This window comes from Dysgonomonas sp. 25, from assembly GCF_010501075.1.
GTDB lineage: Bacteria > Bacteroidota > Bacteroidia > Bacteroidales > Dysgonomonadaceae > Dysgonomonas.
The window spans coordinates 662,329-686,934 of the sequence record NZ_QVMN01000001.1; the positions used below are offsets into that span (position 1 = coordinate 662,329).

The 24,606-nt window shown below is 43.3% G+C and carries 17 protein-coding genes; 6 read left to right on the forward strand and 11 right to left on the reverse strand.

The window, feature by feature from the left end:
- Positions 1 to 5: 5 nt before the first annotated feature.
- Positions 6 to 374 carry a polymer-forming cytoskeletal protein gene (locus D0T66_RS02955; protein WP_163355419.1) on the reverse strand — a complete coding sequence of 123 codons (369 nt, stop codon included), beginning with the start codon at positions 372 to 374 and terminating at the stop codon, positions 6 to 8.
- Positions 375 to 598: 224 nt separating this feature from the next.
- On the opposite strand from D0T66_RS02955, the gene aspS reads away from it, so the two are divergent.
- The 3 genes from aspS to D0T66_RS02970 all read left to right on the forward strand — a co-directional run bounded on the left by aspS (position 599) and on the right by D0T66_RS02970 (position 5,834).
- A complete protein-coding gene (gene aspS / locus D0T66_RS02960; RefSeq protein WP_163355421.1) occupies positions 599 to 2,359 on the forward strand; it encodes an aspartate--tRNA ligase in 1,761 nt (586 codons plus the stop codon).
- A 24-nt stretch (positions 2,360 to 2,383) separates the two neighbouring features.
- Positions 2,384 to 3,259, forward strand: coding sequence for a helix-turn-helix transcriptional regulator (locus D0T66_RS02965; protein WP_163355422.1), 876 nt, complete (start codon positions 2,384 to 2,386; stop codon positions 3,257 to 3,259).
- A 250-nt stretch (positions 3,260 to 3,509) separates the two neighbouring features.
- Positions 3,510 to 5,834: an ATP-dependent helicase gene (locus D0T66_RS02970; protein ID WP_163355423.1), complete on the forward strand. Its 2,325-nt coding sequence runs from the start codon at positions 3,510 to 3,512 to the stop codon at positions 5,832 to 5,834.
- A gap of 596 nt (positions 5,835 to 6,430) precedes the next feature.
- Here the strand turns inward: D0T66_RS02970 and D0T66_RS02975 are convergent.
- Positions 6,431 to 7,009, reverse strand: a complete 579-nt coding sequence (locus tag D0T66_RS02975) for a hypothetical protein (protein WP_163355424.1) — start codon at positions 7,007 to 7,009, stop codon at positions 6,431 to 6,433.
- A 423-nt stretch (positions 7,010 to 7,432) separates the two neighbouring features.
- On the opposite strand from D0T66_RS02975, the gene D0T66_RS02980 reads away from it, so the two are divergent.
- Together D0T66_RS02980 and D0T66_RS02985 are read left to right on the forward strand one after the other, a co-directional pair.
- Positions 7,433 to 8,839: a hypothetical protein gene (locus tag D0T66_RS02980; RefSeq protein ID WP_163355425.1), complete on the forward strand. Its 1,407-nt coding sequence runs from the start codon at positions 7,433 to 7,435 to the stop codon at positions 8,837 to 8,839.
- A gap of 114 nt (positions 8,840 to 8,953) precedes the next feature.
- Positions 8,954 to 10,543 (forward strand): OmpP1/FadL family transporter, encoded by a 1,590-nt coding sequence (locus D0T66_RS02985; RefSeq protein WP_163355426.1) that lies wholly within the window; start codon positions 8,954 to 8,956, stop codon positions 10,541 to 10,543.
- Positions 10,544 to 10,619: 76 nt separating this feature from the next.
- Here the strand turns inward: D0T66_RS02985 and D0T66_RS02990 are convergent, their stop codons facing one another.
- From D0T66_RS02990 to D0T66_RS03030, 9 genes are all read right to left on the reverse strand, one after another.
- On the reverse strand, positions 10,620 to 11,573 hold the full coding sequence (locus D0T66_RS02990; RefSeq protein ID WP_163355427.1) for an acetylornithine carbamoyltransferase: 954 nt from the start codon (positions 11,571 to 11,573) through the stop codon (positions 10,620 to 10,622).
- A gap of 24 nt (positions 11,574 to 11,597) precedes the next feature.
- On the reverse strand, positions 11,598 to 11,777 hold the full coding sequence (locus D0T66_RS02995) for a hypothetical protein (protein WP_163355428.1): 180 nt from the start codon (positions 11,775 to 11,777) through the stop codon (positions 11,598 to 11,600).
- Complete coding sequence (locus D0T66_RS03000; RefSeq protein WP_163355429.1) at positions 11,774 to 13,024, reverse strand: glutamate-5-semialdehyde dehydrogenase; 1,251 nt, start codon at positions 13,022 to 13,024, stop codon at positions 11,774 to 11,776. The genes D0T66_RS02995 and D0T66_RS03000 overlap by 4 nt, the downstream gene beginning before the upstream one ends.
- A gap of 2 nt (positions 13,025 to 13,026) precedes the next feature.
- A complete protein-coding gene (gene proB, locus D0T66_RS03005) occupies positions 13,027 to 14,109 on the reverse strand; it encodes a glutamate 5-kinase (protein ID WP_163355430.1) in 1,083 nt (360 codons plus the stop codon).
- Between the two features lie 159 nt (positions 14,110 to 14,268).
- Positions 14,269 to 14,877, reverse strand: a complete 609-nt coding sequence (locus tag D0T66_RS03010) for a zinc-ribbon domain-containing protein (protein WP_163355432.1) — start codon at positions 14,875 to 14,877, stop codon at positions 14,269 to 14,271.
- A gap of 141 nt (positions 14,878 to 15,018) precedes the next feature.
- Positions 15,019 to 16,296, reverse strand: a complete 1,278-nt coding sequence (locus D0T66_RS03015) for a histidine-type phosphatase (RefSeq protein ID WP_163355434.1) — start codon at positions 16,294 to 16,296, stop codon at positions 15,019 to 15,021.
- A 57-nt stretch (positions 16,297 to 16,353) separates the two neighbouring features.
- The gene (locus tag D0T66_RS03020) at positions 16,354 to 18,024 is read right to left on the reverse strand and encodes a RagB/SusD family nutrient uptake outer membrane protein (protein WP_163355435.1); all 1,671 of its coding nucleotides are present in this window, start codon (positions 18,022 to 18,024) and stop codon (positions 16,354 to 16,356) included.
- A 17-nt stretch (positions 18,025 to 18,041) separates the two neighbouring features.
- Positions 18,042 to 21,026 carry a TonB-dependent receptor gene (locus tag D0T66_RS03025; protein ID WP_163355436.1) on the reverse strand — a complete coding sequence of 995 codons (2,985 nt, stop codon included), beginning with the start codon at positions 21,024 to 21,026 and terminating at the stop codon, positions 18,042 to 18,044.
- A 255-nt stretch (positions 21,027 to 21,281) separates the two neighbouring features.
- The gene (locus tag D0T66_RS03030; RefSeq protein ID WP_185154806.1) at positions 21,282 to 22,904 is read right to left on the reverse strand and encodes a DUF6377 domain-containing protein; all 1,623 of its coding nucleotides are present in this window, start codon (positions 22,902 to 22,904) and stop codon (positions 21,282 to 21,284) included.
- A 439-nt stretch (positions 22,905 to 23,343) separates the two neighbouring features.
- Between D0T66_RS03030 and D0T66_RS03035 the strand changes: the two genes are divergently transcribed.
- A complete protein-coding gene (locus tag D0T66_RS03035; protein WP_163355438.1) occupies positions 23,344 to 24,591 on the forward strand; it encodes an efflux RND transporter periplasmic adaptor subunit in 1,248 nt (415 codons plus the stop codon).
- Positions 24,592 to 24,606 lie beyond the last annotated feature (15 nt).

The following is a 24,606-nucleotide window of genomic DNA, read 5'->3' on the forward strand; positions in this document are numbered from 1 at the left end:
GAATCCTATGCCGTTGCAGCTGCAGCGTTAATTTTTGTTACAATACGCTCGCAAATAATATGCGCGCCCGATTCGACTTCCAGTACTTCTGTTTCTATATTACCTGTCATCACCGCAGTCGAACGGAGTATTGTCATCTCTGCTGAGCTGATATTTCCTTCGATGGCTCCCATCAATTCGAGAATTGCGCATTTCACGTTTCCTTTCAGTCTTCCCGTATGACCGATTATCACTTTGCCCCTACAAGTTAAGTTTCCTTCAATGGTACCATCAATGCGAATATCTTCTTCCGATTGGATATTTCCTGTCACATAAGTACCACTTGATAACATGTTAAGAGTATTTCCGGCTGGTGTAATTTCCCTTTTAGACATAAAATTGTTTTAATTTAAATTGGTAGTATGTATATTTTTTGCGATAATACAAATATATATAAAAAAGTCGGTATGTGATAATCGAGATTTAGGTAGTTTATCCTTTTTAATTAATTTCGGCTAAAAACTTAGATTATAACCTATAGTTCGAAGCAAAAATTATTACCTTTGTGTTTTACTGTGATAATACAAAAAGAAACTAACAAAGCTCTATTTAATTTATTATGTATAGAAACCATACCTGTGGCGAACTGACACTTGCCAATGTAGATAATATTGTGATACTGGCCGGTTGGGTACAAAAAGTAAGAAAATTAGGCGGCGGAATGACTTTTGTCGATTTGCGCGACCGCTACGGAATTACCCAATTAGCATTCAATCGCAGTGTCGACGAAGAGTTATACGAACAGGCCAACAAACTTGGCCGTGAATTTGTATTACAGGTCACAGGGAAGGTACAGGAGCGGGAAAGTAAAAATCCCAACAACCCAACAGGAGATATCGAAATCATTGTCAGCGAAATGGTTATCCTCAATGCTTCCGATACCCCTCCTTTCACCATCGAAGATGAAACCGACGGAGGCGACGACCTGCGGATGAAATACCGCTATCTCGACTTACGCCGGAATATTGTACGCGGAAATCTGGAACTTCGTCATAAAATAGCATTCGAAACGCGCCGCTATCTGGACGAGCGCAATTTCCTCGAAGTGGAAACACCCGTGCTGATAGGTTCTACACCCGAAGGCGCACGTGACTTCATTGTTCCGTCGCGTATGAATCCGGGAGAGTTTTATGCTTTGCCGCAATCGCCTCAGCTGTTCAAGCAACTTCTGATGGTTTCGGGATTCGACCGTTATTTCCAGATCGTTAAATGCTTCCGCGACGAAGACCTGCGTGCCGATCGTCAACCGGAATTTACGCAGATAGACTGCGAAATGTCTTTCGTCAAGCAGGAAGACGTACTGGAGATGTTCGAAGGAATGACCCGGCACTTGTTCAAGAAAATCAAAGGAATAGACTTACCGGCATTCCCTCGTATGACATACGAGCATGCCATGAAATATTACGGTTCGGACAAGCCGGATACCCGCTTCGGGATGGAATTTGTCGAAATCAAGGATTTGACTATCGGTAAAGACTTTGTCGTATTCGATTCTTCCGAATATGTCGGAGCTATCTGTGCCAAAGGTGCGGCTACTTACACACGTAAACAAATAGATAAGCTGACAGATTATGTCAAACGCCCTCAGATAGGAGCAAAAGGATTGGTATATGTCCGTTGCGAAGAAGATGGAACACTGAAATCTTCGGTAGACAAATTCTATGACCAAGACACGCTGAAACTATGGGCTGAGCGTTGTAAGGCCGAGCCGGGCGACTTAATACTCATCATTTGCGGCGAAACGGAAAAAGCACAGAAACAGCTTTGCGAACTTCGTCTCGAAGTTGGTGAGCAATTAGGGCTTCGCGACAAAAATACATTCTCTTGCCTGTGGGTAGTCGATTTCCCATTATTGGAAAAGGATGAAGAATTAGGACGTTATTTTGCTAAGCATCATCCGTTCACAAGTCCTAAGGAAGAAGACTTTGCGCTGCTCGACAGCAATCCGGGAGCTGTACGCGCCAATGCTTACGACATGGTTATCAACGGTGTCGAAGTAGGTGGAGGCTCAGTCCGCATATATAACAGTCAGCTACAAAACAAAATATTCTCAGTGTTAGGTTTCTCCGAAGAAAAAGCTCAGGCACAATTCGGATTCCTGATGAATGCATTCAAATATGGCGCGCCGCCTCATGCAGGGTTGGCGTTCGGTCTCGACCGTCTGGTATCATTATTTGCCGGATTAGACAGCATCCGCGATTGTATCGCTTTCCCTAAAAACACTTCGGGACGCGATATGATGATAGATGCGCCGTCTACTGTCGAACAAGAACAATTAGATGAATTACACTTGAAAGTTACAATAATAGATAAAACATAACACAAAACAAACAAATCTTAGGGTATGACAAAACTGCTTTACGTTGAAGAACATTGTACGTGTTTCAACTACGAACACGTCGGCTCGGGAAGTATCGAGGTAATGAAACTGGCAAAAGACACGCTTTTGCACGTTATTGCCAAGCATCATAAAATCCTTTTCATCCGAAAGGGTTCTATATCTTATACGCTGGATAATTCGGATCAAAATATGCTTACGGCAGGAAAGATGACCTTGATTCCGTCCGATACTAATTTTCATGGACAGGCATTGGAGGATATAGAATCCATCATCATCCGCATTCCTGTAGAAGAACAGCTTTGCGATACGTACTCTTTCGAGAACCTCCTCCATGAGGAGAAAGAGAACGAAAGCCAACCTCCGAAAGAATATGTTTTGCCGATAAACGACAAAGTCGATAAATTCCTGTCCTTCATGCAGGAATGTACCGAAGACGGGCTTCGTTGTGCATACTACTTCCAAATCAAGCAGAAAGAGCTTTTCTTTTTGTTGAGAGCTTACTATCACAAGGAAGACTTATACAACTTCTTCTATCCGCTGCTGACAAGCGATATTTCGTTCTCCCAATTCATGATTCGCAACAGGAATAAGGTAAAAACAGTCAAAGAGTTGGCCAAATTATCCAATTACAGCCTATCCGGATTCCAGAAGCGATTCAAAAAGGTCTTCGGCATATCGGCACATCAGTGGCTCAACGAGCAACGTTCCAAGTCTATCTTGCATGACATCAATAATAGCGCCAAAGCATTGAAAGAAATAAGCCGATCATATGGCTTCTCTTCGCAATCGTACTTTAACGATTTCTGTAAAATGAATTTTGGGACAACTCCGGGACAACTCCGACGTAAAAAAAACGGACAAGAAGCAGTAACGGACTGATAACATGAAAAGATAGACATATTTTCGTAATCGCTTTTTCTACCATTTACTTTACCTTTGTGGAACTATCGTGAGGAATTGAAATACGTTATACCCTCAATATTTCAATTCTGAATTTTACGATTAGTTCTATTATGTAGTTTTGTAAAGTTTGTGTTAAGGTAGAGGAAGTCTGCGAAGAGAATTCGCGGACTTTTTTGTTTTATTACGTATCTTTGCACCTAAGTAAATTCTTTATTCGTCCGAATTAATGACTGATATAACCGAACTATTAAACCCTCAGCAACTTGCCGCCGTCGAATACATCGATGGTCCATCGCTCATCATAGCCGGAGCAGGCTCGGGCAAGACAAGGGTATTGACATATAAAATAGCCTATCTCATACAGAAAGGCCTGATGCCTCAGAACATACTGGCACTCACCTTTACTAACAAGGCTGCCCGCGAAATGAAAGAACGGATAGCCGACCTCATCGGGTGGCGCTATGCACGCTATCTGTGGATGGGAACGTTCCACTCCGTATTCTCGCGCATCCTGCGTGCCGAAGCCGAGAAGATCGGATTCACAGCCACATTTACTATTTTCGACTCTGCCGATTCTCGCAACCTCATCAAGACAATCATCAAAGAGTTTGCCCTCGACGATAAGGTATATAAGCCGGGCAAGGTGCAAAGCATCATTTCCACCGCCAAGAACGGGCTTATCTCGCCTCAGATGTATGCCCAGAACAAGGAACTTCTTGATTATGACCAGCGCTCGAAGATTCCTTTGCTCAAAGACATATACAAAGAATACCACGGCAGATTGAAGGCATCCAACACCATGGATTTCGACGATCTGCTTTTCTATACCAACAGGCTATTCCGCGACTATCCGGATGTGTTGGCCAGCTATCAGGAGCGCTTTCAATACATCCTCGTGGATGAGTATCAGGATACCAACTTTGCTCAATACTTAGTCATAAAGCAACTGGCCGAGCAACACCATAGGGTATGCGTGGTGGGCGACGATGCGCAAAGCATCTATTCGTTCCGTGGAGCCGATATACACAATATACTCAACTTCCAGAAGATATATCCCGAAGCGAAAATCTTCAAGCTCGAGCAGAATTACCGTTCTACCCAGAACATCGTTAACGCCGCCAACAGCCTGATAGAGCAGAACAAGGAACAGATAAGAAAGACCGTATTCTCCGAAAACGATGAAGGCGAAAAGGTAGAGGTCATCAGCGCCTTTTCCGACTTCGAAGAAGGAAGCATCATCGCCAACAAGATATGGGATATCCGCCGCGACAGGCAAGCTTCTTACAGCGATTTCGTTATCCTGTACAGGACGAATGCCCAATCGCGCGTATTCGAGGAAGCATTGCGAAAGAACAACATCCCTTACCGCATATATGGCGGATTGTCCTTCTATCAACGTAAGGAGATAAAGGATGTAATCGCCTATTTCCGAATGGTTATCAACCCGAGCGATGAAGAAGCGTTCAAGCGCATTATCAACTTCCCTGCCCGCGGAATCGGCGCAACAACCGTAGCCAAAATCTCTTCCGCTGCCCGTCAGCACGAAACCAGCCTATGGGAAGTCATTGGCAATCCGCTGGGATACAACTTGGACATCAATGCCGGAACAGCCAAAAGGATAGCCGGATTCCGGGAGATGATAGAAAGCTTCGCCGAAGAATCGACCAAGCTATCGGCTTACGATCTGGCCACACTCATAGTCAAGCAAAGCGGGATAGCCGCCGACGCCTACAAGGACCAGACACCCGAAGGTATGAGCCGCCAGGAGAACCTGCAAGAGTTATTGGGCGGTATACACGAGTTCTGCGAAACCCGCAGGGAGGAAGGGGAAGAGAATATCGGACTGAAAGATTTCTTGTCCGAGGTGTCTCTCCTTACCGACCAAGACACAGATAAGGAAGCGAGCGAGGAAAAGGTGACCATGATGACCGTACACGCATCCAAAGGGTTAGAGTTCAAATACGTGTTCGTGGTCGGCCTCGAAGAAGACCTCTTCCCGTCGGCTATGGCCAAAAACGAAATGCGCGGACTGGAAGAAGAACGACGCCTGTTCTACGTTGCCATGACACGCGCCAAGGAGATATGCACCTTGACTTTCGCCAAAAGCCGCTTCCGCAACGGACAAGTAAACCCGTGCAATCCGAGCCGCTTCCTGAAAGACATTTCCACCGAATACCTGAAAGTTAACAAGGGTGTATTGAGTGGAGGCTTCGGAAGCAACACTTCGGCAGTTCCTTTCAATAAGATAAACTTCAACTTCTCATCCGACCGGGAACAATCACCTCAAAAGGCAGGGCAACCGACAACTAATCAGCCGGCAACTCCTTCGCCCAACTTTGTTCCGGCCAACAGAGCCACGCCTAAGAAACAGCATGATACCGGAAATTCGGTTCTTGCCGTGGGCAATATTATCCAACACGAACGCTTCGGCATCGGTAAAGTGACAGCCATAACTGGCGACATAGACAGCCGGAAAGCAACTGTAGAGTTCGAAAACTCAGGGGTTAAACAACTGCTGCTAAAATTCGCCCGCTTCAAGATTATCGAGTAAGGCAAATCAGCATTTTATACCTCCCTAAAAAGTAACATTTCTCTACTTGTTTTTCGATATTTTTTATCGAGTTACTTTTAGCCCCTCCAACCTCCCCAAGGGGAGGCTTATTCTTCCCTGTCATACTGAGTGAAACGAAGCATCTCGTTACATTACTGGTAAGAGACTTCTCACATCCGCTCGAAGTGACAGGAAAAGTAACAAAAGTATATTCATTTTCGAACGTTTTTCATCGAGTTACTTTTCTCTGTGTATCTCAGTGCCTTCTCTGCAGAACTCAGTGTCACCTCTCTCTTTCTCACGCATTACAGGAAAGAGATGCCTCCTTTCGTCGGCATGACAGAAAAAGTAACAAAAGTATATTCATTTTCGAACGTTTTTCATCGAGTTACTTTTCTCAGTGTACCTCAGTGCCTTCTCTGCGGAACTCAGTGTTACCTCTTTCTTTCTCACGCATTATAAGAAAGAGATGCCTCCTTTCGTCGGCATGACAGAAAAAAGTAACAATCCTCTATTGATTTTGGGCATTTTTATCGAGTTACTTTTTATGTTCTTTTAAAAGCCTCCACTTGTGGGGGAGGTTGGAGGGGGTGCAGCTACAACTTATTATACTCCTCAATAATCTTGCGCGATTTGGCTATCGCTTCGGGAGTAAGCTCATCCCGTTCGCCCCGATCCAGCTTTTCTAATTCGCGTTTCGTTTCTTCGTTGATAACTTCGATGATGAGCGGTTGGCGGGTGATGTGGTGTCGTTTTTCTTCTTTCTCGCGCTCGCGTTGTTGGGAAGCTTCGTGGCGCAGGCGCTCATCTTCACGTTTCAGTACGGCATTGATGGTGGCAGTGTCGGGAGCATGGTCTTTCTCTTTCACTATCTTTTCTTTCAGAACGAGACGGTCGGGGTAGTGTTTGTCAGGTACGTAGACGTATTTGGTTTCTACGGTTTTGTAGCCGTTCATTTTGCGGCGGGCAGCTTGGCGGGCGAGGGTGACCAAACGTTCGTTGCGCTGGGATTGAGCTAATTGTATGGCTTCGCGGAAGTCTTCCTTTTCATTTTTCCATTCGTAAAAGGTTTTACGGTTAATCTTCATAAAACCGCAGATTTCGTTGATAGTCGATTCGCCATCGGCGATAAGTTCACATATTGCTTCTACTAATTGTTTGCTGTACTTTGCCATAATCTTTTTACATAGAGATAATTGCTCTCTAAAAAAGATGTGGCTTTTTAACAAAGGGGGATGGATTTACATCCAAGACGATTATCGCACAAAAGCGCGGGGTTTGTCTACAAAAAAAGCCTTTTCGTCTATAAACAAAATTATTAACAACTCATTTTCTTATCTTTAGCGTGCAGAAGGAAGAATAGATTGCCTGTTACCTTACTGCATAATTATCAAATCTGAAATATTTAACATTATTTAATGCAACGTAGTCGCCTTCTTGGCATCTTATAGTAAAAAAGAAATACGCTATTTTAAGCGGATTGTGTATATTTGCTATTATTAGTTTCAAAAAGAGGGTAAAGCGATTAAACCTTTTTACTTTATATTAATCTAAGATAAAAATACATATTCAATATAAATCACAGGGAGAGTAAGATTATGAAAACAAAAAGTCTGATATTAACAATGCTCATCATAGCAATACCATTCTACGGTTTTGCACAGGATGACTGGGATGATGTTTATTCTTCTTCCAAGGCGAAGACTAAAAACGACAAAAAAACAACAACTGTTGTAAAAGCTCAAAATACGCGTAGCAATGCGAATAACCAACAAAAAGTTATGGTTGTACGTGACAATGGAGATGTTACCCTGGCAACTCAAGGCAATGTCACTATCGACGTAGATGCGTATAACCGTCGCGGTGGAAGCACGGCTACGAATGTTGCTGTTATTGATGAAACAGAGCAAGATTCATCCGAATATATGGATTACGAATACACCGATCGTATCGTACGGTTCCATAATCCGGAGAATAGTGTAACCATAAGCAGCGAAAACGATATCAATGTATACGTTATCGACGACAACTACGACGACTATTACGCCAATAACTGGCGCGTAAACGTAAACTATGGCTGGGGATTCAACAGACGAGCTTATAGCAATTTCTACTATGGCTACTACGATCCGTGGTCTGGCCCATGGTATGATTCATGGTACGATCCATGGTACTATGGAGGATATTACAGCTGGTATCGCCCTTCGTACTGGTATAGCTGGTATAGTCCAAGCTGGAGCTGGGGATATTGGGGTGGCTATCATCACCACCATCACAATCATTGGGGATGGGGTAGCGGAGGATACTACAGTCACCGCCCTGTCTATTACGGAGGAAGAACAACTTACGGTGCAAGATACAATAACTCGGGAAGATATGCATCATCCGGACGTTACGCTTCATCCGGACGTACAACTTCCAGCGGAAGAGGTACTGTAGGAAGAGGTTCGGCAACTACACGCCCAAGCTATTCATCTTCTGCCGGACGCGGAACATCATCGAACCGTGTAACGACAAGACCAACAACCCGCCCTACGTATAATAATTCAACTTCAGGCGGAAGAGGTACAGTAGGTAGAGGTTCAGCAACTACACGCCCGAGCTACAATAACTCGACTTCGGGTGGAAGAGGTTCGTCCAGCAATAGTAATGTAACAACGAGACCAACAACCCGTCCGAGCTATAATAACTCTACTTCATCAGGCGGAAGAGGCTCATCGAGCAGCAATGTTACTACAAGGCCGGCTACTCGTCCGAGCAATAACAACTCATCCACCTCATCAGGAAGAGGTTCATCTGTAAGCAGAGAATCAACACGTACAAGAAGTAGCAATAGCAGTTATTCTACTTCAAGAAGTTCATCAAGTTCTTCACGCAGTAGTTCTTCATACAGTTCTCCATCATCTTCTTCATCCCGCTCTTCAGGTTCATACAGCGGCGGTGGCGGAGGAAGCTCGAGCAGAGGAAGCAGCGGTGGTGGTAGCCGTGGAGGTGGACGAAGATAATTATAGAAAACTTCAAGACAACTAATACTAAGAGCTGTTTGTTATAACAAGTGTTTTTCGAGCAGCTCTTTTTGATTAACAAAAACAGTAAGTATAAATAAAAGATATAGAGTTATGAAACGTAGATTAATTGTTGCTTTAAGTCTTATTCTTAGTACTGGAGCAATATACGCACAAGGAGAAATGGATGCTTACCGCTTTTCGCAGAATGAGTTAAGAGGGACAGCCCGTTCGGTTGCCATGGGAGGTGCTTTCGGTGCTCTCGGGGGCGACATATCAGGGGTTGCTATAAATCCTGCAGGTATAGGCATATACAAAAGCTCCGAAATCGTGACAACCCTCAATTTTCAGAATACGAAAGTAAAAAATAACAATCCTTACGGTGACAGCTTCAACAAAAGTAAATTCAAATTCGAATTTGATAATCTGGCATTTGTCACTACTTTCGATTTAGATTCAGACGTAGCTCCCCGCTTCAATGTGGGCTTTTCATACAATAAGTTGAAATCATTCGATCGCCAATACCAAACAAATGGATATAAAGCACCAAGCTCTTTGAGTGATTATATGGCTTACCGTGCCGATGGATATACCCCTTCTCAATTGACTTCGGGCAACAGATGGGGCTGTGATTGGCTTGCCGTGCAAGGTTATAATGCCTATTTAATTGAACACTTAGGCAATGAATACTATGGTTCCAATATGATTGCATATGATCTGAATAACGATTTATATGTCAAAGAAAAAGGATCGATATCATCTTACGACTTCAATTTCGGTACTACATTTGCCGATATGTTCAGTGTGGGGATGACGGTTTCAGTTACTGATATCGACTACAGAATGTATTCGAGCTATATTGAAGATTTTTATGTAGGAAGCGTAAAACCTGAAGACTTCTTCGAGCAAATAAACCATATGAAAACAGAAGGTAGCGGATGGCAGTTAGGACTTGGTATGATATTCAAGCCTATCAACGAACTCCGTATCGGAGCGGCCTACCATTCTCCTACCTGGTATAAGATGACTGATTACTATATCTCTGATATCAATCATGATTTAGTCGGTATTGCCGGTATGCCTGCAGGCTATCAATCCGATTATTTTAAGAGTGACGAAGGTGTATACGATTACAAACTGTATACCCCAGATCGCTGGACATTCAGTGTAGCCGGAGTAATCGGTACTATGGCTATTATCAGCCTCGATTATGAGTTGACGAATTATAAAAACATGAAACTGAAAGACAGAGGCAATTATCGCTCAATAGCTGAAAGTGGTACTAACGAATTTATCAAACAAGATTTCAAAGCGGCATCGACCATCAGAGCCGGTATTGAAATCAAGCCGATTCCTCAAATGTCTTTCCGTGCCGGATATGCTTTTATGGAAAGTCCGTTGAAGAAAGAGTTCCGTAACAATGAAAAAGAAGTTATGGTTGCAGCTCCTATCGCTCATTATACATTGGATGGACATACACATCACTATACATGGGGATTGGGCTATCGATTCTCCAAGAACTTCTATACAGACGTAGCGTTTGTGTACAAAACCCAAAATGCTCAACTCCATAATATGCCGACAACAACAAATCCAAGAATTTCTGATGGAAAAGACGGCTACGGAAACTTTATCTACGGAGACAGAACAGATATGAAAATAGAGACTATGCAAGGTCTACTTACATTAGGTTTCAGATTCTAATCCCGCAGATTAATAATATAAGAAAGAGCTAAAGGGGTTATCCTTTAGCTCTTTTCTTTTATACAGTAGATACGCCTTACAAGCTTTCAAGCATTCTCTTCAAAACAGTCTGAGCCGATATTTCGCGGTTAGCCGCTTCGGGGATGACAAGCGATTGCGGACTTTCGATAACATCGTCGCTTACAATCATATTCCGCCTGACAGGGAGACAATGCATAAAATAGGCAGTATCGGTCAGTCCCATTTTTTCAGTAGTGACTGTCCACGAACGGTCTTTGCTCAATATCTTGCCGTAATTAGGCTCTTCGTAAGCTGCCCAATTCTTGGCATAGACAAAGTCTGCTGCTTCCAAGGCTTTGTTCTGATCGTACTCTACCTTTGTCCCTCTGACAAATTTAGGATCTAACTCATATCCCTTGGGGTGGGTAATAACAAAATCGACATCGGCCTCATTCATAAAATCGGCAAAAGAGTTAGGTACTGCCTGCGGTAGCGCTTTGGGATGCGGAGCCCATGTAAGCACAACTTTCGGGCGAGCTTTTTTCTTATACTCCTCGATTGTGATCAAATCGGCAAAGGCCTGCAAAGGATGTCCTGTAGCGGCTTCCATACTGAAAACAGGACGCCCCGAATACTGAATAAACTGGTTCAGTATCTTTTCGTTATAGTCATCCTCTTTATTCTCGAACTGGGCAAAAGCACGCACGCCAATGATGTCGCAATAAGAACCCATCACAGGAATAGCCTCGAGGATATGCTCCGATTTATCCCCGTCCATGATAACACCCCGTTCGGTTTCGAGCTTCCAGGCGCCTTGGTTGATATCGAGTACCATCGTGTTCATTCCCAGATTCATCCCGGCCTTTTGTGTACTCAAACGGGTGCGGAGACTCGAATTGAAAAACACCATCAATAAGGTCTTGTTCTCTCCTAAATGCTTATAAGCGAAACGATTCTTTTTTATCTCGAGCGCTTCCTTAACGGCTGCTTTCAAACCGCCTAAATCTTTTACGTTGGTATATGTTCTCATTGTTTTATGCTTTTTATCTGTTACTTATTCCTCACTGAAATGCTTCTTCTCCCGCTTTCGGTCATATAACTTTTTGCTTTTATGCACTTTAGTGATACGCTGCCAGCCGACAAATTGCTCGAGTTGAAGCTCTCTGTCAGCCTTCTTCACAGCTTTTATATAATCGGATGTTTCGATTTTCTTTTTTACCTTTTTCTTTTTCATACCCGTACTTGTCCACTCCCTTCTATAATCCATTTATAAGTGCAAAGCTCCTCCAAAGCCATCGGCCCCCGTGCATGCAACTTTTGTGTACTGATACCGATTTCCGCTCCCATAGCGAATTGTGCTCCATCGGTAAAAGCAGTCGAAGCATTCGCATATACGCAAGCGGCATCGATCAGCTTCTCGAACATATTTATAGCTGTACGATCCTCGCTTACAATAGCTTCGCTATGCTTAGACGTATATCTATTGATGTGCTCTACAGCATCTTCGAACGAAGAAACCGTTTTAATAGCCATCTTATAATCGAGAAACTCCGTTCCGAAACTATTATCGTCGGCTTCCTCCAATTTCCCCTGATATACACCCTCCAGCACTTCGTAGGCATATTTATCGGCATATATCGTTACACCATGCTCCGCCAATCCCTCGCAAAGAGCAGGTAAACCATCCAGTCTGTCTCTATCGATAACCAAGCAATCGAGCGAGTTGCAAACACTCACCTTACGCGTCTTGGCATTGGTTATGATGGCTTTGCCTTTATTCAAATCACCTTCTTTGTGAAAATAGGTATGGCAGACGCCCGCGCCTGTTTCGATAACAGGTATGCGCGAATTTTCGCGGACAAACTCTATCAATTGCTTTCCTCCGCGCGGGATAATCAGGTCGACGTAATCCCTCGCTTTCAGCAGTTCTTCGGTAACAGCATGATCCGCCGGCAGCAGCATACAAACATTCGGGCAAATTCCGTTTTCGTCTAAGACAGTACGGATTATATCGACAATCGCTTCGTTCGTGAATTTAGCATCCGAACCACCTTTCAGTATACAGGCATTACGGGATTTGAAACATAGCGAAAACACATCGAAACTGACATTGGGGCGAGCCTCATATATAATACCGATTACTCCGAACGGAACAGTTACCCGCGACAGATTCAGCCCATTGGGCAATGTCCGCTGCAAAATCGTCTGCCCCACAGGAGAAGGCAGCCCGGCGACATTGCGGATGTCGTTCGCAATGGCTTGTATCCGCTCTTCGGTCAACAGCAGGCGATCGTATTTGGGATTTTCTTTATCCATCAACTGCAAATCTTTCTGATTCTCAGCGAGGATATAAAACATTTTCAACTCGGCTTCTTTGGCAATAGCCTCCAATACATTTTCGATTTCTTCCTCAGACAATAAGCTGAGGGTTTTAGATGCATCTTTTACTAATTCGAATCTTTCCGTGTGATAGTCGTCCATAATTATTGTTCTATATATAAGTAATCGTAGTGTACGATTGGCCTTTTATTGTTCTTTCCTATAACTTCATTTACCTCATCGCTATTGTAGGTCGTCCGCCCGATACCTATCATCGAACCGTCTTCGTCTACAATACTGATGATATCATCTACCTCGAAGCGCCCTTCCACAGCTATTATTCCCACAGGCAGCAGGCTTACCGCACGATTGCCCGTCAAGGCTTCTTTTGCTCCTGCATTCACAACCACCTTACCTTTCGAGAATCCGTCGGAGTGAGCAATCCATTTCTTCACGCTCGACAAATCCTCTTTAGATGGGATAAAGCGCGTATATACCAATTCTTGTTTATCATTCAGTATATCGGGTAGGATATTCGTTTTGCGCCCATTGGCTATGATAACCTCTATCCCTTCCTCGGCAACTTTGCGCGCCATATTGTATTTGGTTTGCATGCCTCCCCTACCCGTCTCGGATTTAGACGTCTGGATAAAGTCTTCTATATTATCCTTCCTTACATCTATTTCTCTGATAACCCGGGCATCGGAATTTTTGGGATTTCCGTTATATATACCGTCTATATTGCTTAATATTATCAGGCGCTTGCAATTCATCATAGCAGCTACCAGCCCCGAGAGTTCGTCATTATCCGTAAACATCAACTCGTTCACCGAAGTCGTATCATTCTCATTCACGATAGGCAACACGCTATTATCGAGCATTGTACGAATACAGTTCTGTTGATTCAGATAATGCCTTCGGGTAGCAAAATCCTCTTTGGTTGTAAGCACTTGCCCACAAAGGATGCCATGTTGGTGAAACAGATCATAGTAGCGGTTAATCAACTTAGCCTGTCCTACAGCAGAATACAACTGACGCGCCGAGACAGTATCGAGCTTCGGCCGGTTCTTCAATTCCGTCTTACCGGCAGCCACCGCTCCCGACGATACAAGTATCACTTCCACTCCTTCGCGATGAAGTTCAGCTATTTGATCGACAAATGCCGACATCTGCGTGATATCGAGCGTCCCGTCTTTGCGGGTGAGCAAACTGCTCCCTATTTTAACAACTAATCTTTCCGTTTTCACATCTCATTTATGTAGATGTAACAAAGTTATAATATTATTTTTATAACTCTGCTATTTTTATACGGCAAGAGGAATCTTTACTATCATTTTTAATCGATAAGAGAAAAGTGATAGCACAAAATGTTTATTACAATAGTCAACCGATGGAGAAAAGTAGCCTTAACGGGTTATTTTCAGTATTTTTCCCGATTCCACATCTGCTTTCAATTCGGCTTTCGAGAATCCTTCGACATACTCGTCGTCCTCATCCAGAAATTCATCAGCCTTTAGCTCGTCGAAAGCACTTTTCTTATTTATCGTATAACCGTGCGGATAAAAGTAGATAGAGTCTTTGGTCGCACTGGCTACCTTATAAAGCGTATACTCCTTGTAGGCCTCTTTCACCTGATAGATATCCCCTACCGTCGGGTTTTCTATCTTGGCCATTGCACCCGACTTGCGGTCACTCGATGCCGAGCTACCGGTAATTGCAACAAACACAACAAATAAAGCAATGATAATCAATCCGATAAATGTCCATTTCGGTGTTTTCACCTGTTGCTTCACTTCTTTGGGCACCGGCATATGCGCAGTGTCAAACAACCCTCCACAATCGCCGCAAACCATAGAATAGCTCCTGTAAATAGGGAAAATAGGTATCCAAAACACATGAAAATAGCGTTGTTGCGGTACTGCAAAGATAGCATGTTCTCTGCCACAGGCCGGGCATGCATAGTCCGTCTGAACTGCCGGACGAACAGAAGATCTCGTTCCAAAAATGAAAATCATAGTATTGTGTGTTTAATGAATAAATGAATTACTTACAGGAGCAAAGATAAGAAATATTTATGAAAAGTAAGGGCTGATTTTCACCTTTCAGCAAAAACCAACCCTAAGTTAACCAACCTCTATTTAGCCTCTACTTTACGATTATTTGCTCAATAGAGATTCATAATATTTTTTCACATCCTTCCAATGATAGTAAGGTGCAATATCCGTCTTGACAGGAGGAACGGCAATTTCCCGTTCGTGCAAAAGGAACTTGACAATAATATCATCCGGATTCTTCTTGTTCTTAAAAAATACAATCTGTATATTCCCCGCCATAGGCGCAACTTTGAAATCGCTCCAAGCCTTATAGAAATCGGCTGTCTCGGCTATGCTGTTATAGCAACCATCCAGATGCAGCAACAGTGCTAAAGGAATTATATTCCCGTCGTGAGCGAAGCGCAGATCCGCACCTTTTCCGCCATGCGCAATGATTTCATCTGCACTGTCGAGTATATTCTTTAGAAGGGGCTTGCAGTTCTCGAGCATCAATCCTCCATTCAAAGCCGAATTGGCATCGTTCACATAGAGCTTATAGTTCTTGCACTGCCACAGATCGAAAAGCTCCTGTTTGTCAAATATATCGTAGAATGACAAATCGGTTTCTATGTTCTGCATTCCTCCGGCAATGGCAAACAATCCCCACATCAATTCTTTCGGATTGATTTGTTTCAAGAGGTATTCCTTATCCGAAAACAGAGAGTTGACCAACCGACCGGGATTCACATGAGCTTCCTCAAACTTGCGGTATTCCTCTTTCCACGTATCTTTGGCCGAACGGTAAGCAATCGCTTCCTCGGTATGATGGTTCAGGTATCGCTGATACTTCATGCTCGATTCGCGCGGTATCTGCAATCTGGGGTTAAGCTCTTTCAGTCGTTCGCAAAAAGCATCCATACTCAACGCACAGCGCACAATAGTGGTAGCGCAGGCTGTCATATGGGCATCGTCGGTAAAGACTTGCGGATAATGCTTATACATGCGTTCGGCAATACCTCTTTGTTCGCGGACACCCAACGGTGAGAGATCTCCTCCACGAAATTCCGCTTCCTGCCAAACTATCCGCAAACGATTGAGGACGTCCACGCCTAAAGGTGATAAAGCATTCTTCTTATTGGCATCGTCGAAAAGATCCAATACCGATTTATAGGTTTCGTCGCTTATCAGGTAGCGGGAGCCATGCCGCCCGAAATGGCTGATATAAAATGCTTCATATCCTTTGGGTACGGCAGTCAGTTTAGGAATGTCTCCTGATGGATAAGCATAGTAAACGCCACCCGTTTTTTCGGGAGTATCAAATAGCTCTTGCTTGGAAGTTTGCCCAAAACCAAAGAGATTAAACAGAAAGAGAAGAGTGAGGATAATATACGCTTTGTTCATAATTTATATTTTATAACAGAGGTGCCTCCCGAAAGAGGCTACCTCATCAATTATAGTTTACATGAAGTCGGGGTTCTGTGTCAGATATGGATTCACGGTGAACTCATCCTGCGGGATAGGGAACAATTTATATTTATTGTTTACATCTCGCCCTACATAGTTGCCTGCTGCTCCGTCGCTGCCTTTCCAGTCCCAGTTATATCCTGATGTGAATTTGCCGAAGCGTATCAGGTCTGTTCTGCGCACAAGCTCGGTATGCAATTCGCGTGCACGTTCGTCCAGAATGAAATCCAATGACAACTGCGCACTTGTTATACGTCCCGAAACACCACCGCCATAAGCGCCCGACAGATAGGCTCTGTCGCGTATTTCATTGACATAGTTCAATGCCTCGGTCGTTGTTCCGCTTGCTCCGCGCAAGATAGCCTCAGCTGCCATCAGGTAGGCATCGGCCGTACGGAACATAGGGAAATCGATAGATGTATAACTTGCATTCAAATCCGTTCCATCTTTCAGCACATTACGCCATTTCATACATGCATAGCCATTATTGAAATCCTTTTGGAACGATTTTCCAGGTATCCATGTTTCTTTGGTATGTCCTGTCGAGAAGAATTGAGCCCGCTTGTCTTTTTTGTTGTCGCCCCAGATATCAGTCTGGCTGAACGTCTGATCTGCTACATCGAACAAGTCTACCAATTGTGTCTTCACACGGGCATTTCCCCAGCTATTGTTCACACCTGTCGGATAATAAGTACCCATCGTCCCGTTCACCAAAGCCTTCACCATGAAGTTGGTACCGGCATGTCCCGGCGAGTGTGTTTCGTCTTGCACCAATGGCCAGATAATCTCCGAACAAGTATTATTATCTGCTAAGAAGATATGACGGTAATCGGACGCCAGAGGGTATTTATTGCTGTCTATTACTTTCTTGGCATTCAGATAAGCTTTCTCATATTGGTTCTCTCCTACCCATGTTTCGGCATTCAGGTAGATGCGTGACAGTAAAAACCATCCTGCAACCTTGTCTACGCGGGCATATACATTCGCTCCCGGCTCTTTGAGCGTCAGCGCTACATCTTCAGCTTCAGCCACCACGAAGTCGTATATTTCGCGTCTTGTCTTCTGATGCGGCATAGTACCTATCTTCATTGTTTCGTCTACAAACGGAACCGAACCGTACAAGTCGCATAGCATCATATAGCAATAGGCACGAATAAAGCGGGCTTCGGCAATATAGTATTCGTATTCGTTCTCCATTTCGTCGTATACGCCACGGTCTTTGAGTTTAGACTCGGTGGTTTCACGCAAGAACTCGTTGCAATAGTTGATAGCCATAAAGAGCCTGTAATATGGATAGCTCAATACTTTATTAGACGAATCCCAATCCAGATAAAGCATATCTAGCGTTCCGTGGCTACTTCCGGCATGAAGAAGAATCTCATCCGTAGTACACACCTGCAAGTAGAATAATGCTCTTGTATAACCGCTATATCCTTCGTCGATATTAGGCACGTCGCCATTTCCACCGGGACCTTCTTGCCCCGTCATAATCAATGATGCATAACATTTTGCCAATACTCCTTCGTATCCTTCGGCCGTATCATACACGTCTTCACCTACAAGCCTGTTATCGTCCAGAGGCATCGTATCCAGATCGCTCAGACATGATGAGCACAAGAGGACAGAGGCTATGGCTAATAAGATATATTTAATCGTTTTTTTCATAATGAACTCCTCCAAGGTTAAAATTTAAGATTTACTGATAAGGTATATATTCTTGGACGTTGATAGGTATTTTTATCAATCCCGCTGTATATTTCAGGATCTACGCCCGAATAGTTGGTAATCGTCCAAACGTTTTGTGCACTGAAGGCTAAACGTAATGAGCTCGATTCGTTCCACAACTTATTGAATGTATATCCCAATGTGATGTTGTCTACTTTGAAGAATGATCCACTTTCGAGGTAGTAATCGGTGTAAATACGATCTTGCGTGAATCCGTCTTTTATAGTTTGTTTCGATACATTGCTCGATACTTTATTTGAGCTGAACAAGTCGTCGAGCGATTGTGAGGCTTGCTGGTAGTTATAAACGTAATTGCCGAAGCTACCGTGACCGTTTATACCCAAATCCCAGTTCTTGTAATTCAATCTTGTCGAAAGCCCGTAATAATATGGTACTCTCGAACTCTTATCTGTCACATATTTATGTGCATTGCTTTCGCTCGTCGTGATAGAACCGTCTTTAGCGATATATTGTCCGTCTAACGGTTTTCCGTCTGAGTCATACGCTTGTTTCAACAGGTAGAATGTATTCGGCGTTTCGTTCACCATATATACTTGCAGATATTTCCCTGTTCCACCCGCATTTCCGGTAGCTACATAGTTATCTTCGGTATCGATGGTATTCAATTTCGTAATCTTGGATGTACCATACGAGAAGTTCCCGCTCAATGTCCATTCCCAGTCTTTTGTCTTTACAGGAATAACATTCAGTGCCAGCTCGACACCCTTACTTTCCATATTCCCGATATTGGTGCTTACCACATTCGTGAAGTTGCTTCCGGCTGGAACGAATATCGTATTCAATAAGTCTTTCGTATCGCGTGTATATACATCTATGCTACCGTAAATGCGGTTTTTCAGGAATCCATAGTCCAATCCGATATTATAGGTACTTGTTGTTTCCCACTTGATATTTGGGTCCGAACCATTCGGGCGATACATGGTTACCCATCTGTTACCAAACTGATATTGTGCATTATCGTACGAAGCGGTATAATCCGTGAGATGTACATAATAGTCGCCGATAGCCTGTTGCCCTGTGCGACCGTAGCTTAAACGGACTTTCAGGTCGGAGAGGTAGTTGATCTTCTTCATAAAGTTTTCCTCTGTCAAACGGTAAGCCAGAGCCGCAGAAGGGAAGTAGCCCCATCTGTTATCTTTGGCAAAGCGGGACGATGCATCGGCACGCAGTGTAGCCGTCAAAGTCAGCTTTTGAGCGAAAGTATAATTAAGACGTCCGAAGAAAGAAAGCAAATAAAGCTCTTGCTCGTCATGTCTTGGTACTTCTGTCGAAATAGGATTTCCGTCCAAATCGGTCGGTACTTTTATATCGTTCTTGTACCAGAAGCGTTGCCATTCGTATCCCGCCATGGCATTGATGTTATGCTTCTCGGTCAAATCCTTGGTATAATTGGCATAAGCATTTATCAGGTAGTTCTTGTTCCTGTTCTTCTCATCCGACTTTCTTCCTGTACCATCATACAAGTTTCCGGTGTACATAGACGGAGCATAGTTCGGTATCTTCTCCTCATAAGTATTTTTGCTGATGTCGTAACCCATATTCAGGTTCAGTTGCAAATCTTCCAAGCCATGCACTTTATAGTTGAATGCAATGTTACCGATAGATTGAAGCGTTTTGTCCAATTTATTAGGCAATCTCAGATCCGAAACGGGATTGCTTGCCGCTAACGTAATCGGCACACCACCATCTAACCACATATAATATCCAAGTCCCATCTGACCGGCATATGTTTCGTGAACAGGACGAGTAGGGTCAAACGATATAGCACTACCGATAGCACCTGTCGACGCAGGTTCGTCACGCTCCATCGTACCCTTCACATTGATATCCACTGTCAAGTGGTCATTTAAGAATTTAGGAGAAACCCCTACCCCGGCATTAAAGCGCTTATAATTATTGCCTTCGAGTGTACCATCCTGGTCGAGGAATCCTACAGAAACACGATAAGGCATCTTCTTGGCAGCCCCGCTGATAGATAAGTTATGATCCATACCATAGCCCGTGCGGAAGATCTTCTTTTGCCAGTTTGTAGAAGCATTGCCTAACTGGAAAGTAGCCGGAGCATTGGCATATTGGTCAAATACGTCTCTATACTCATCTGCACCGAGTACATCATAGTAATCGGGAACAGTGCTCGCCGTAAAGTTGGCATTGTATGTAATCTGCGGTTTAGTCGCACCTGTAATCCCCTTCTTAGTCGTAACAATCACGACACCGTTCGAAGCGCGCGAACCGTAGATCGCTGTAGCCGAAGCATCTTTCAGAACGGTAAAGGTTTCGATATCATTCGGATTGATAGAGTTCAACGACTTATTGCTCACCGGCACACCATCTATAACGATAAGCGGATCGTTGGTAGCAGACAGTGAAGCACCCATACGGATACGGATAGTGCTGCTGCTACCAGGAGCCCCGCTTCCCGGAACGATGTTTACCCCTGCAACCTTCCCAATCAGGGCGTCTTCGGCCTTCACCTGAATCCCTTTATTCAGTTCATCAGGTTTTATCGAAGTCAAAGAGCCTGTTGCATCGCCTTTCCTGACCTGACCATAACCAATCACGACGACTTCATCCAATTGTTCTACATCTTCATCCATTGCAATGGTAAACGAAGATTGTTCTGCTACGGGAAGCTCCTGTGTTCTAAATCCTAAGTATGAAATAACTAAGACAGAACCTCTTGCTGCTTCGAGCTCGAATGTTCCGTCGATGTCTGTCATTGTACCGCTGGTTGTACCTTTAATAGAGATGCCAGCACCTATAATAGGCTCATTTGTAGCTTTTTCTATTACTTTTCCGGTGACAGTAATTTTTTGCTGATTTTGTGCTGTCAGGTGAAGACTCGTTAAGAATATCCCCATTAAGAGTAATAGGAATACCTTGAAATCTACCTTTCGAGAATAGTCTTTTTTTTGTTCCATAGGTAATATTAGATTAAGATATTAAAATGTTTCTCTGTAGCCCTCCGCCCTCACATACTATATTATAGTTGCCGAAAGCTACTGAACAAAACTATCTATTAACCTTGCTCCAAGAGTAAGGTAGTAGATGCTTTAGGTAGAAAGATGAGGGTTGGAAAAGAGTGCAAAAGACTAATTATCAGCAAATTAAAAAGAAGCAAGAAAATGCATATAGGTAGATATATATTTATGTTAAGGGAGAGCTTGCAGGTATAATTATTTCCCTATTTGCTGAATGGCCTCCGAGAATTTCTCTTTCGAAACAGCCAGCTTATTCTTTATCTTCAACTTATAGTTATATACCGTCTGGGGCGAGTAGTGCAGGAAGTTGGCTATTTTGCTGCTCTCCGAAATCCCGAGCCTGACCAATGCAAAGACTCTGAGTTCGGGAGTAAGGATGTCTCCGGCTTTGGGATATACCTGTTCTTCCTCAACCAGCAAAGCATTAAACTCCTCAACGAAGTTGGGATAGATATTCAGGAAGATGGCATCGAAATTCCGGAAGAAGTCTTTCAGCTCATCGCTGACGAAGGTAGCCGAACCGGTTATCTTCATTGCCTCTTTTACCTGACCGACTTTCAGCTTCCTGTTCAGGTCTATGCGGTAAGTTTCCATTTTGTCGATATAGGACGAACAGAGATTGAATACGGAGCCGATATATTCTTCTTTCACATGGTTCGATTCCGACAGCTTCATATTCAGTTCCTGCAAATCGCCGTTTACCTGCTTGACCTCTTCATACATCTTCTTGATATGCTTTCTCGCCTGCGACAGCTTCTTCAATTGCTTGTATATGTACACCGTGCCTATGACGAGGATGACAGACAGAAAAGAGATAAGTACCAGATACTTTTTCAGATTGTCCTTTTCCTGCGTAACCTTTTTGTCATAAGCCGTTACTATAATCGGCAGTGTCTCCGATATTTCCAATGTACGGTAACGTGCCTTACCAAAAGTCGCATCTTCCATGGCGCACTTTATATAGAGGTAAGCACGATCCAAATCACCTTCCATATATAATATCGTTGCCAGCTTCCGCAAAGCGATATAACTTTTCACCGCCCTACGGAGATCGGAAATGGCAGAAATTGCCAGGTATTTCTTTTGCTGCTCCACATCGCCTATTTTTTCATACACGTCGGATAATCCGTATGCCAGTGCACCAATCTGCGACTCCCTATCGCCATACTCTTTGTAGCATTGCAGCATAAGCGACAATGCCTCGTCATAGCGGCCAGTTTCCACCAGCTTACCATTCTCGACCAACTTATAGCCTAATGTTTCGGGATCATTCACCTGAAGCAATGAATCTTTGTAAAGGCTGACCAAATCGCTATAATACGTTTTCTCTCGTTGAGATAAAGCATTCTCTAACAGCAAAGAATAGGTGGAATGATAGAGATGATAATAATAGGCCAGTTCTTCGGCATCCAATTGTTGTTTATCTATCTCATTAGCAATATCAAACGCCTCTTTATACATCCCCATTATACCAAGAATCTCCGCAACATTCATCTCCGACGAGTACATAAATTGCTTGTTATCCAACCTGTTAGCAACCTCATATTTCTGATAAGCGACATAAAGTGCCGAATCCATATTATAATTCCGGTACTCCTTATACAACCTATTGTATATATTATAGATATATTGGGGATTTGTACTCTTGTTCAGAGCCGTTTTCAAGCTATCTAAACGGGATTCCTTTTTCATCGAATACTGCGGACGCAACTTGATTGTATTGTCCAGCACCTTCAATAAAGAATCGGACGGAAGGTTTCCAGCCGACAAAGAAGGCAGCGATATGCATAGTAGCAAGAGGAATAATAATTTTTTCATTTCAGGTATCATTTAAACAAAAATAAGTATTTTACAACTCACTCTCGCACCCGGATATAAACAAAGTAACCTTCCCGAAGCTTCTATACTCCCTCAAAAAGCGACAAACATGTCACTTTTTTGTAACCTTTTTGTCCCGGTTTTTACAGCTCAAAACAAACATATAAAATTAATTATCAGCAAATTAAACCCCAAAAACCGGTACATAGAAACAGCGTTTTTCAATATGTCTACCTTTTTGCTATCCATCCTCATCCATCCATCTATAAAGGAGACTTTTTTCATAGATAAAGTTGTAGCAATAGCCAAACTTATATTTGACAGAAACGAACAGGTGTGTCCGAAAATGGACACCGATAAAATACATAAAACATTAATTAATAAGTACTTAAGAAAATGGCACAACGATTGATATTGTATAAGAAATTACATATCAAATATGGACAGGATAATTTCCAAAACTGAGAAAAATAAAAGGAGACGAAAAACAATTATTCGTCTCACATCCATAGTAGGGGCGCTCATTGCTACATTCGTAATGATTTCTTTACTTACCGAAGATAGTATATCCATAAAATCCGTAGATACAGGAATAGTCGATCAGGGAGCGATTGAAACAACGATATCCGCTTCGGGCAAGCTATCTCCACTGGACGAAGAAATAATCGTTTCGCCGATCAATAGCAGAATACTCGAAACATACAAAAAACCCGGGGAGACTGTAGAAGAGGGCGAACCATTGCTAAAACTGGAATTGTCGTCTGTCGAAAATGAATATAAACAGAAACTCGACGAAAGAGATATGAAGAAAAGCCAGTTAGTACAGGTACAGGTGAAATTGGAGAATACCATTTCGGAACTGCAGATGCAGCAGCAAATCAAGCAAATGCAGCTTCGGCAACTGCATACCGATTACAACAGCGAACTATATTTAGACAGCATCGGGGCAAGCACCACAGACAAAGTGCGCCGTGCCGAGTTAAATTATGAAGAGGCAAAGCTGGAATTGCAACAATTGAAACTGAAAATAGAAAACGAAAAAAAGAGCGCCGATGCCGAGTTGAATATGCAACGCCTGGAACTCGGAATCGTAGAAAAAGCCCTCGAACAAAATGCCAAATTGCTGAAAGATGCCCGCATCCTATCACCTAAAAAAGCGACTTTGACCTATATCAATAACCTGATAGGTTCGCAGGTGACGCAAGGTACGCAGGTAGCCATTGTTTCGGACTTGTCGCGCTTCAAAGTAGAAGCCGAGGTAGCCGAAGGACACCGCGAAAGATTAGCGCTGGGAGCCAAAGCCATTATCCGGATAGGCGAAACCGATCTCACAGGAACGGTTGTAAATATCACACCATCCATCACAAACGGGGTAATCAATTTCACTGTTATCCCCGACGATGCGGGACATTCGAGCCTCCGCAGCGGATTGAAAGCCGATGTGTATGTCATGCACGGCAGGCGTCAGGATGTATTACGCATCCCTAACGGGGAATGGTGCAAATATGGCAAGGGCAATTACTTCCTGTGGGTAGTAAACGGAGACAAAGCCGAAAAAAGATCGGTACAGGTCGGCGAAAACAGTTTCGAGTATGTAGAGGTAATCAGCGGCCTCAGCAAAGGCGAGAAAGTGATCCTGAACAACATGGAGAAATACAAGGATAAAAAATCTATTCATATAAAATAACCAAAACCGAATTAT

Excerpts from the sequence above, each read along its gene's own strand:
- D0T66_RS02955 (WP_163355419.1), bottom strand. The coding sequence starts at position 374 with ATGTCTAAAAGGGAAATTACACCAGCCGGAAATACTCTTAACATGTTA.
- aspS (WP_163355421.1), top strand. The coding sequence starts at position 599 with ATGTATAGAAACCATACCTGTGGCGAACTGACACTTGCCAATGTAGAT.
- D0T66_RS02965 (WP_163355422.1), top strand. The coding sequence starts at position 2,384 with ATGACAAAACTGCTTTACGTTGAAGAACATTGTACGTGTTTCAACTAC.
- D0T66_RS02970 (WP_163355423.1), top strand. The coding sequence starts at position 3,510 with ATGACTGATATAACCGAACTATTAAACCCTCAGCAACTTGCCGCCGTC.
- D0T66_RS02975 (WP_163355424.1), bottom strand. The coding sequence starts at position 7,009 with ATGGCAAAGTACAGCAAACAATTAGTAGAAGCAATATGTGAACTTATC.
- D0T66_RS02980 (WP_163355425.1), top strand. The coding sequence starts at position 7,433 with ATGAAAACAAAAAGTCTGATATTAACAATGCTCATCATAGCAATACCA.
- D0T66_RS02985 (WP_163355426.1), top strand. The coding sequence starts at position 8,954 with ATGAAACGTAGATTAATTGTTGCTTTAAGTCTTATTCTTAGTACTGGA.
- D0T66_RS02990 (WP_163355427.1), bottom strand. The coding sequence starts at position 11,573 with ATGAGAACATATACCAACGTAAAAGATTTAGGCGGTTTGAAAGCAGCC.
- D0T66_RS02995 (WP_163355428.1), bottom strand. The coding sequence starts at position 11,777 with ATGAAAAAGAAAAAGGTAAAAAAGAAAATCGAAACATCCGATTATATA.
- D0T66_RS03000 (WP_163355429.1), bottom strand. The coding sequence starts at position 13,024 with ATGGACGACTATCACACGGAAAGATTCGAATTAGTAAAAGATGCATCT.
- D0T66_RS03010 (WP_163355432.1), bottom strand. The coding sequence starts at position 14,877 with ATGATTTTCATTTTTGGAACGAGATCTTCTGTTCGTCCGGCAGTTCAG.
- D0T66_RS03015 (WP_163355434.1), bottom strand. The coding sequence starts at position 16,296 with ATGAACAAAGCGTATATTATCCTCACTCTTCTCTTTCTGTTTAATCTC.
- D0T66_RS03020 (WP_163355435.1), bottom strand. The coding sequence starts at position 18,024 with ATGAAAAAAACGATTAAATATATCTTATTAGCCATAGCCTCTGTCCTC.
- D0T66_RS03025 (WP_163355436.1), bottom strand. The coding sequence starts at position 21,026 with ATGGAACAAAAAAAAGACTATTCTCGAAAGGTAGATTTCAAGGTATTC.
- D0T66_RS03030 (WP_185154806.1), bottom strand. The coding sequence starts at position 22,904 with ATGAAAAAATTATTATTCCTCTTGCTACTATGCATATCGCTGCCTTCT.
- D0T66_RS03035 (WP_163355438.1), top strand. The coding sequence starts at position 23,344 with ATGGACAGGATAATTTCCAAAACTGAGAAAAATAAAAGGAGACGAAAA.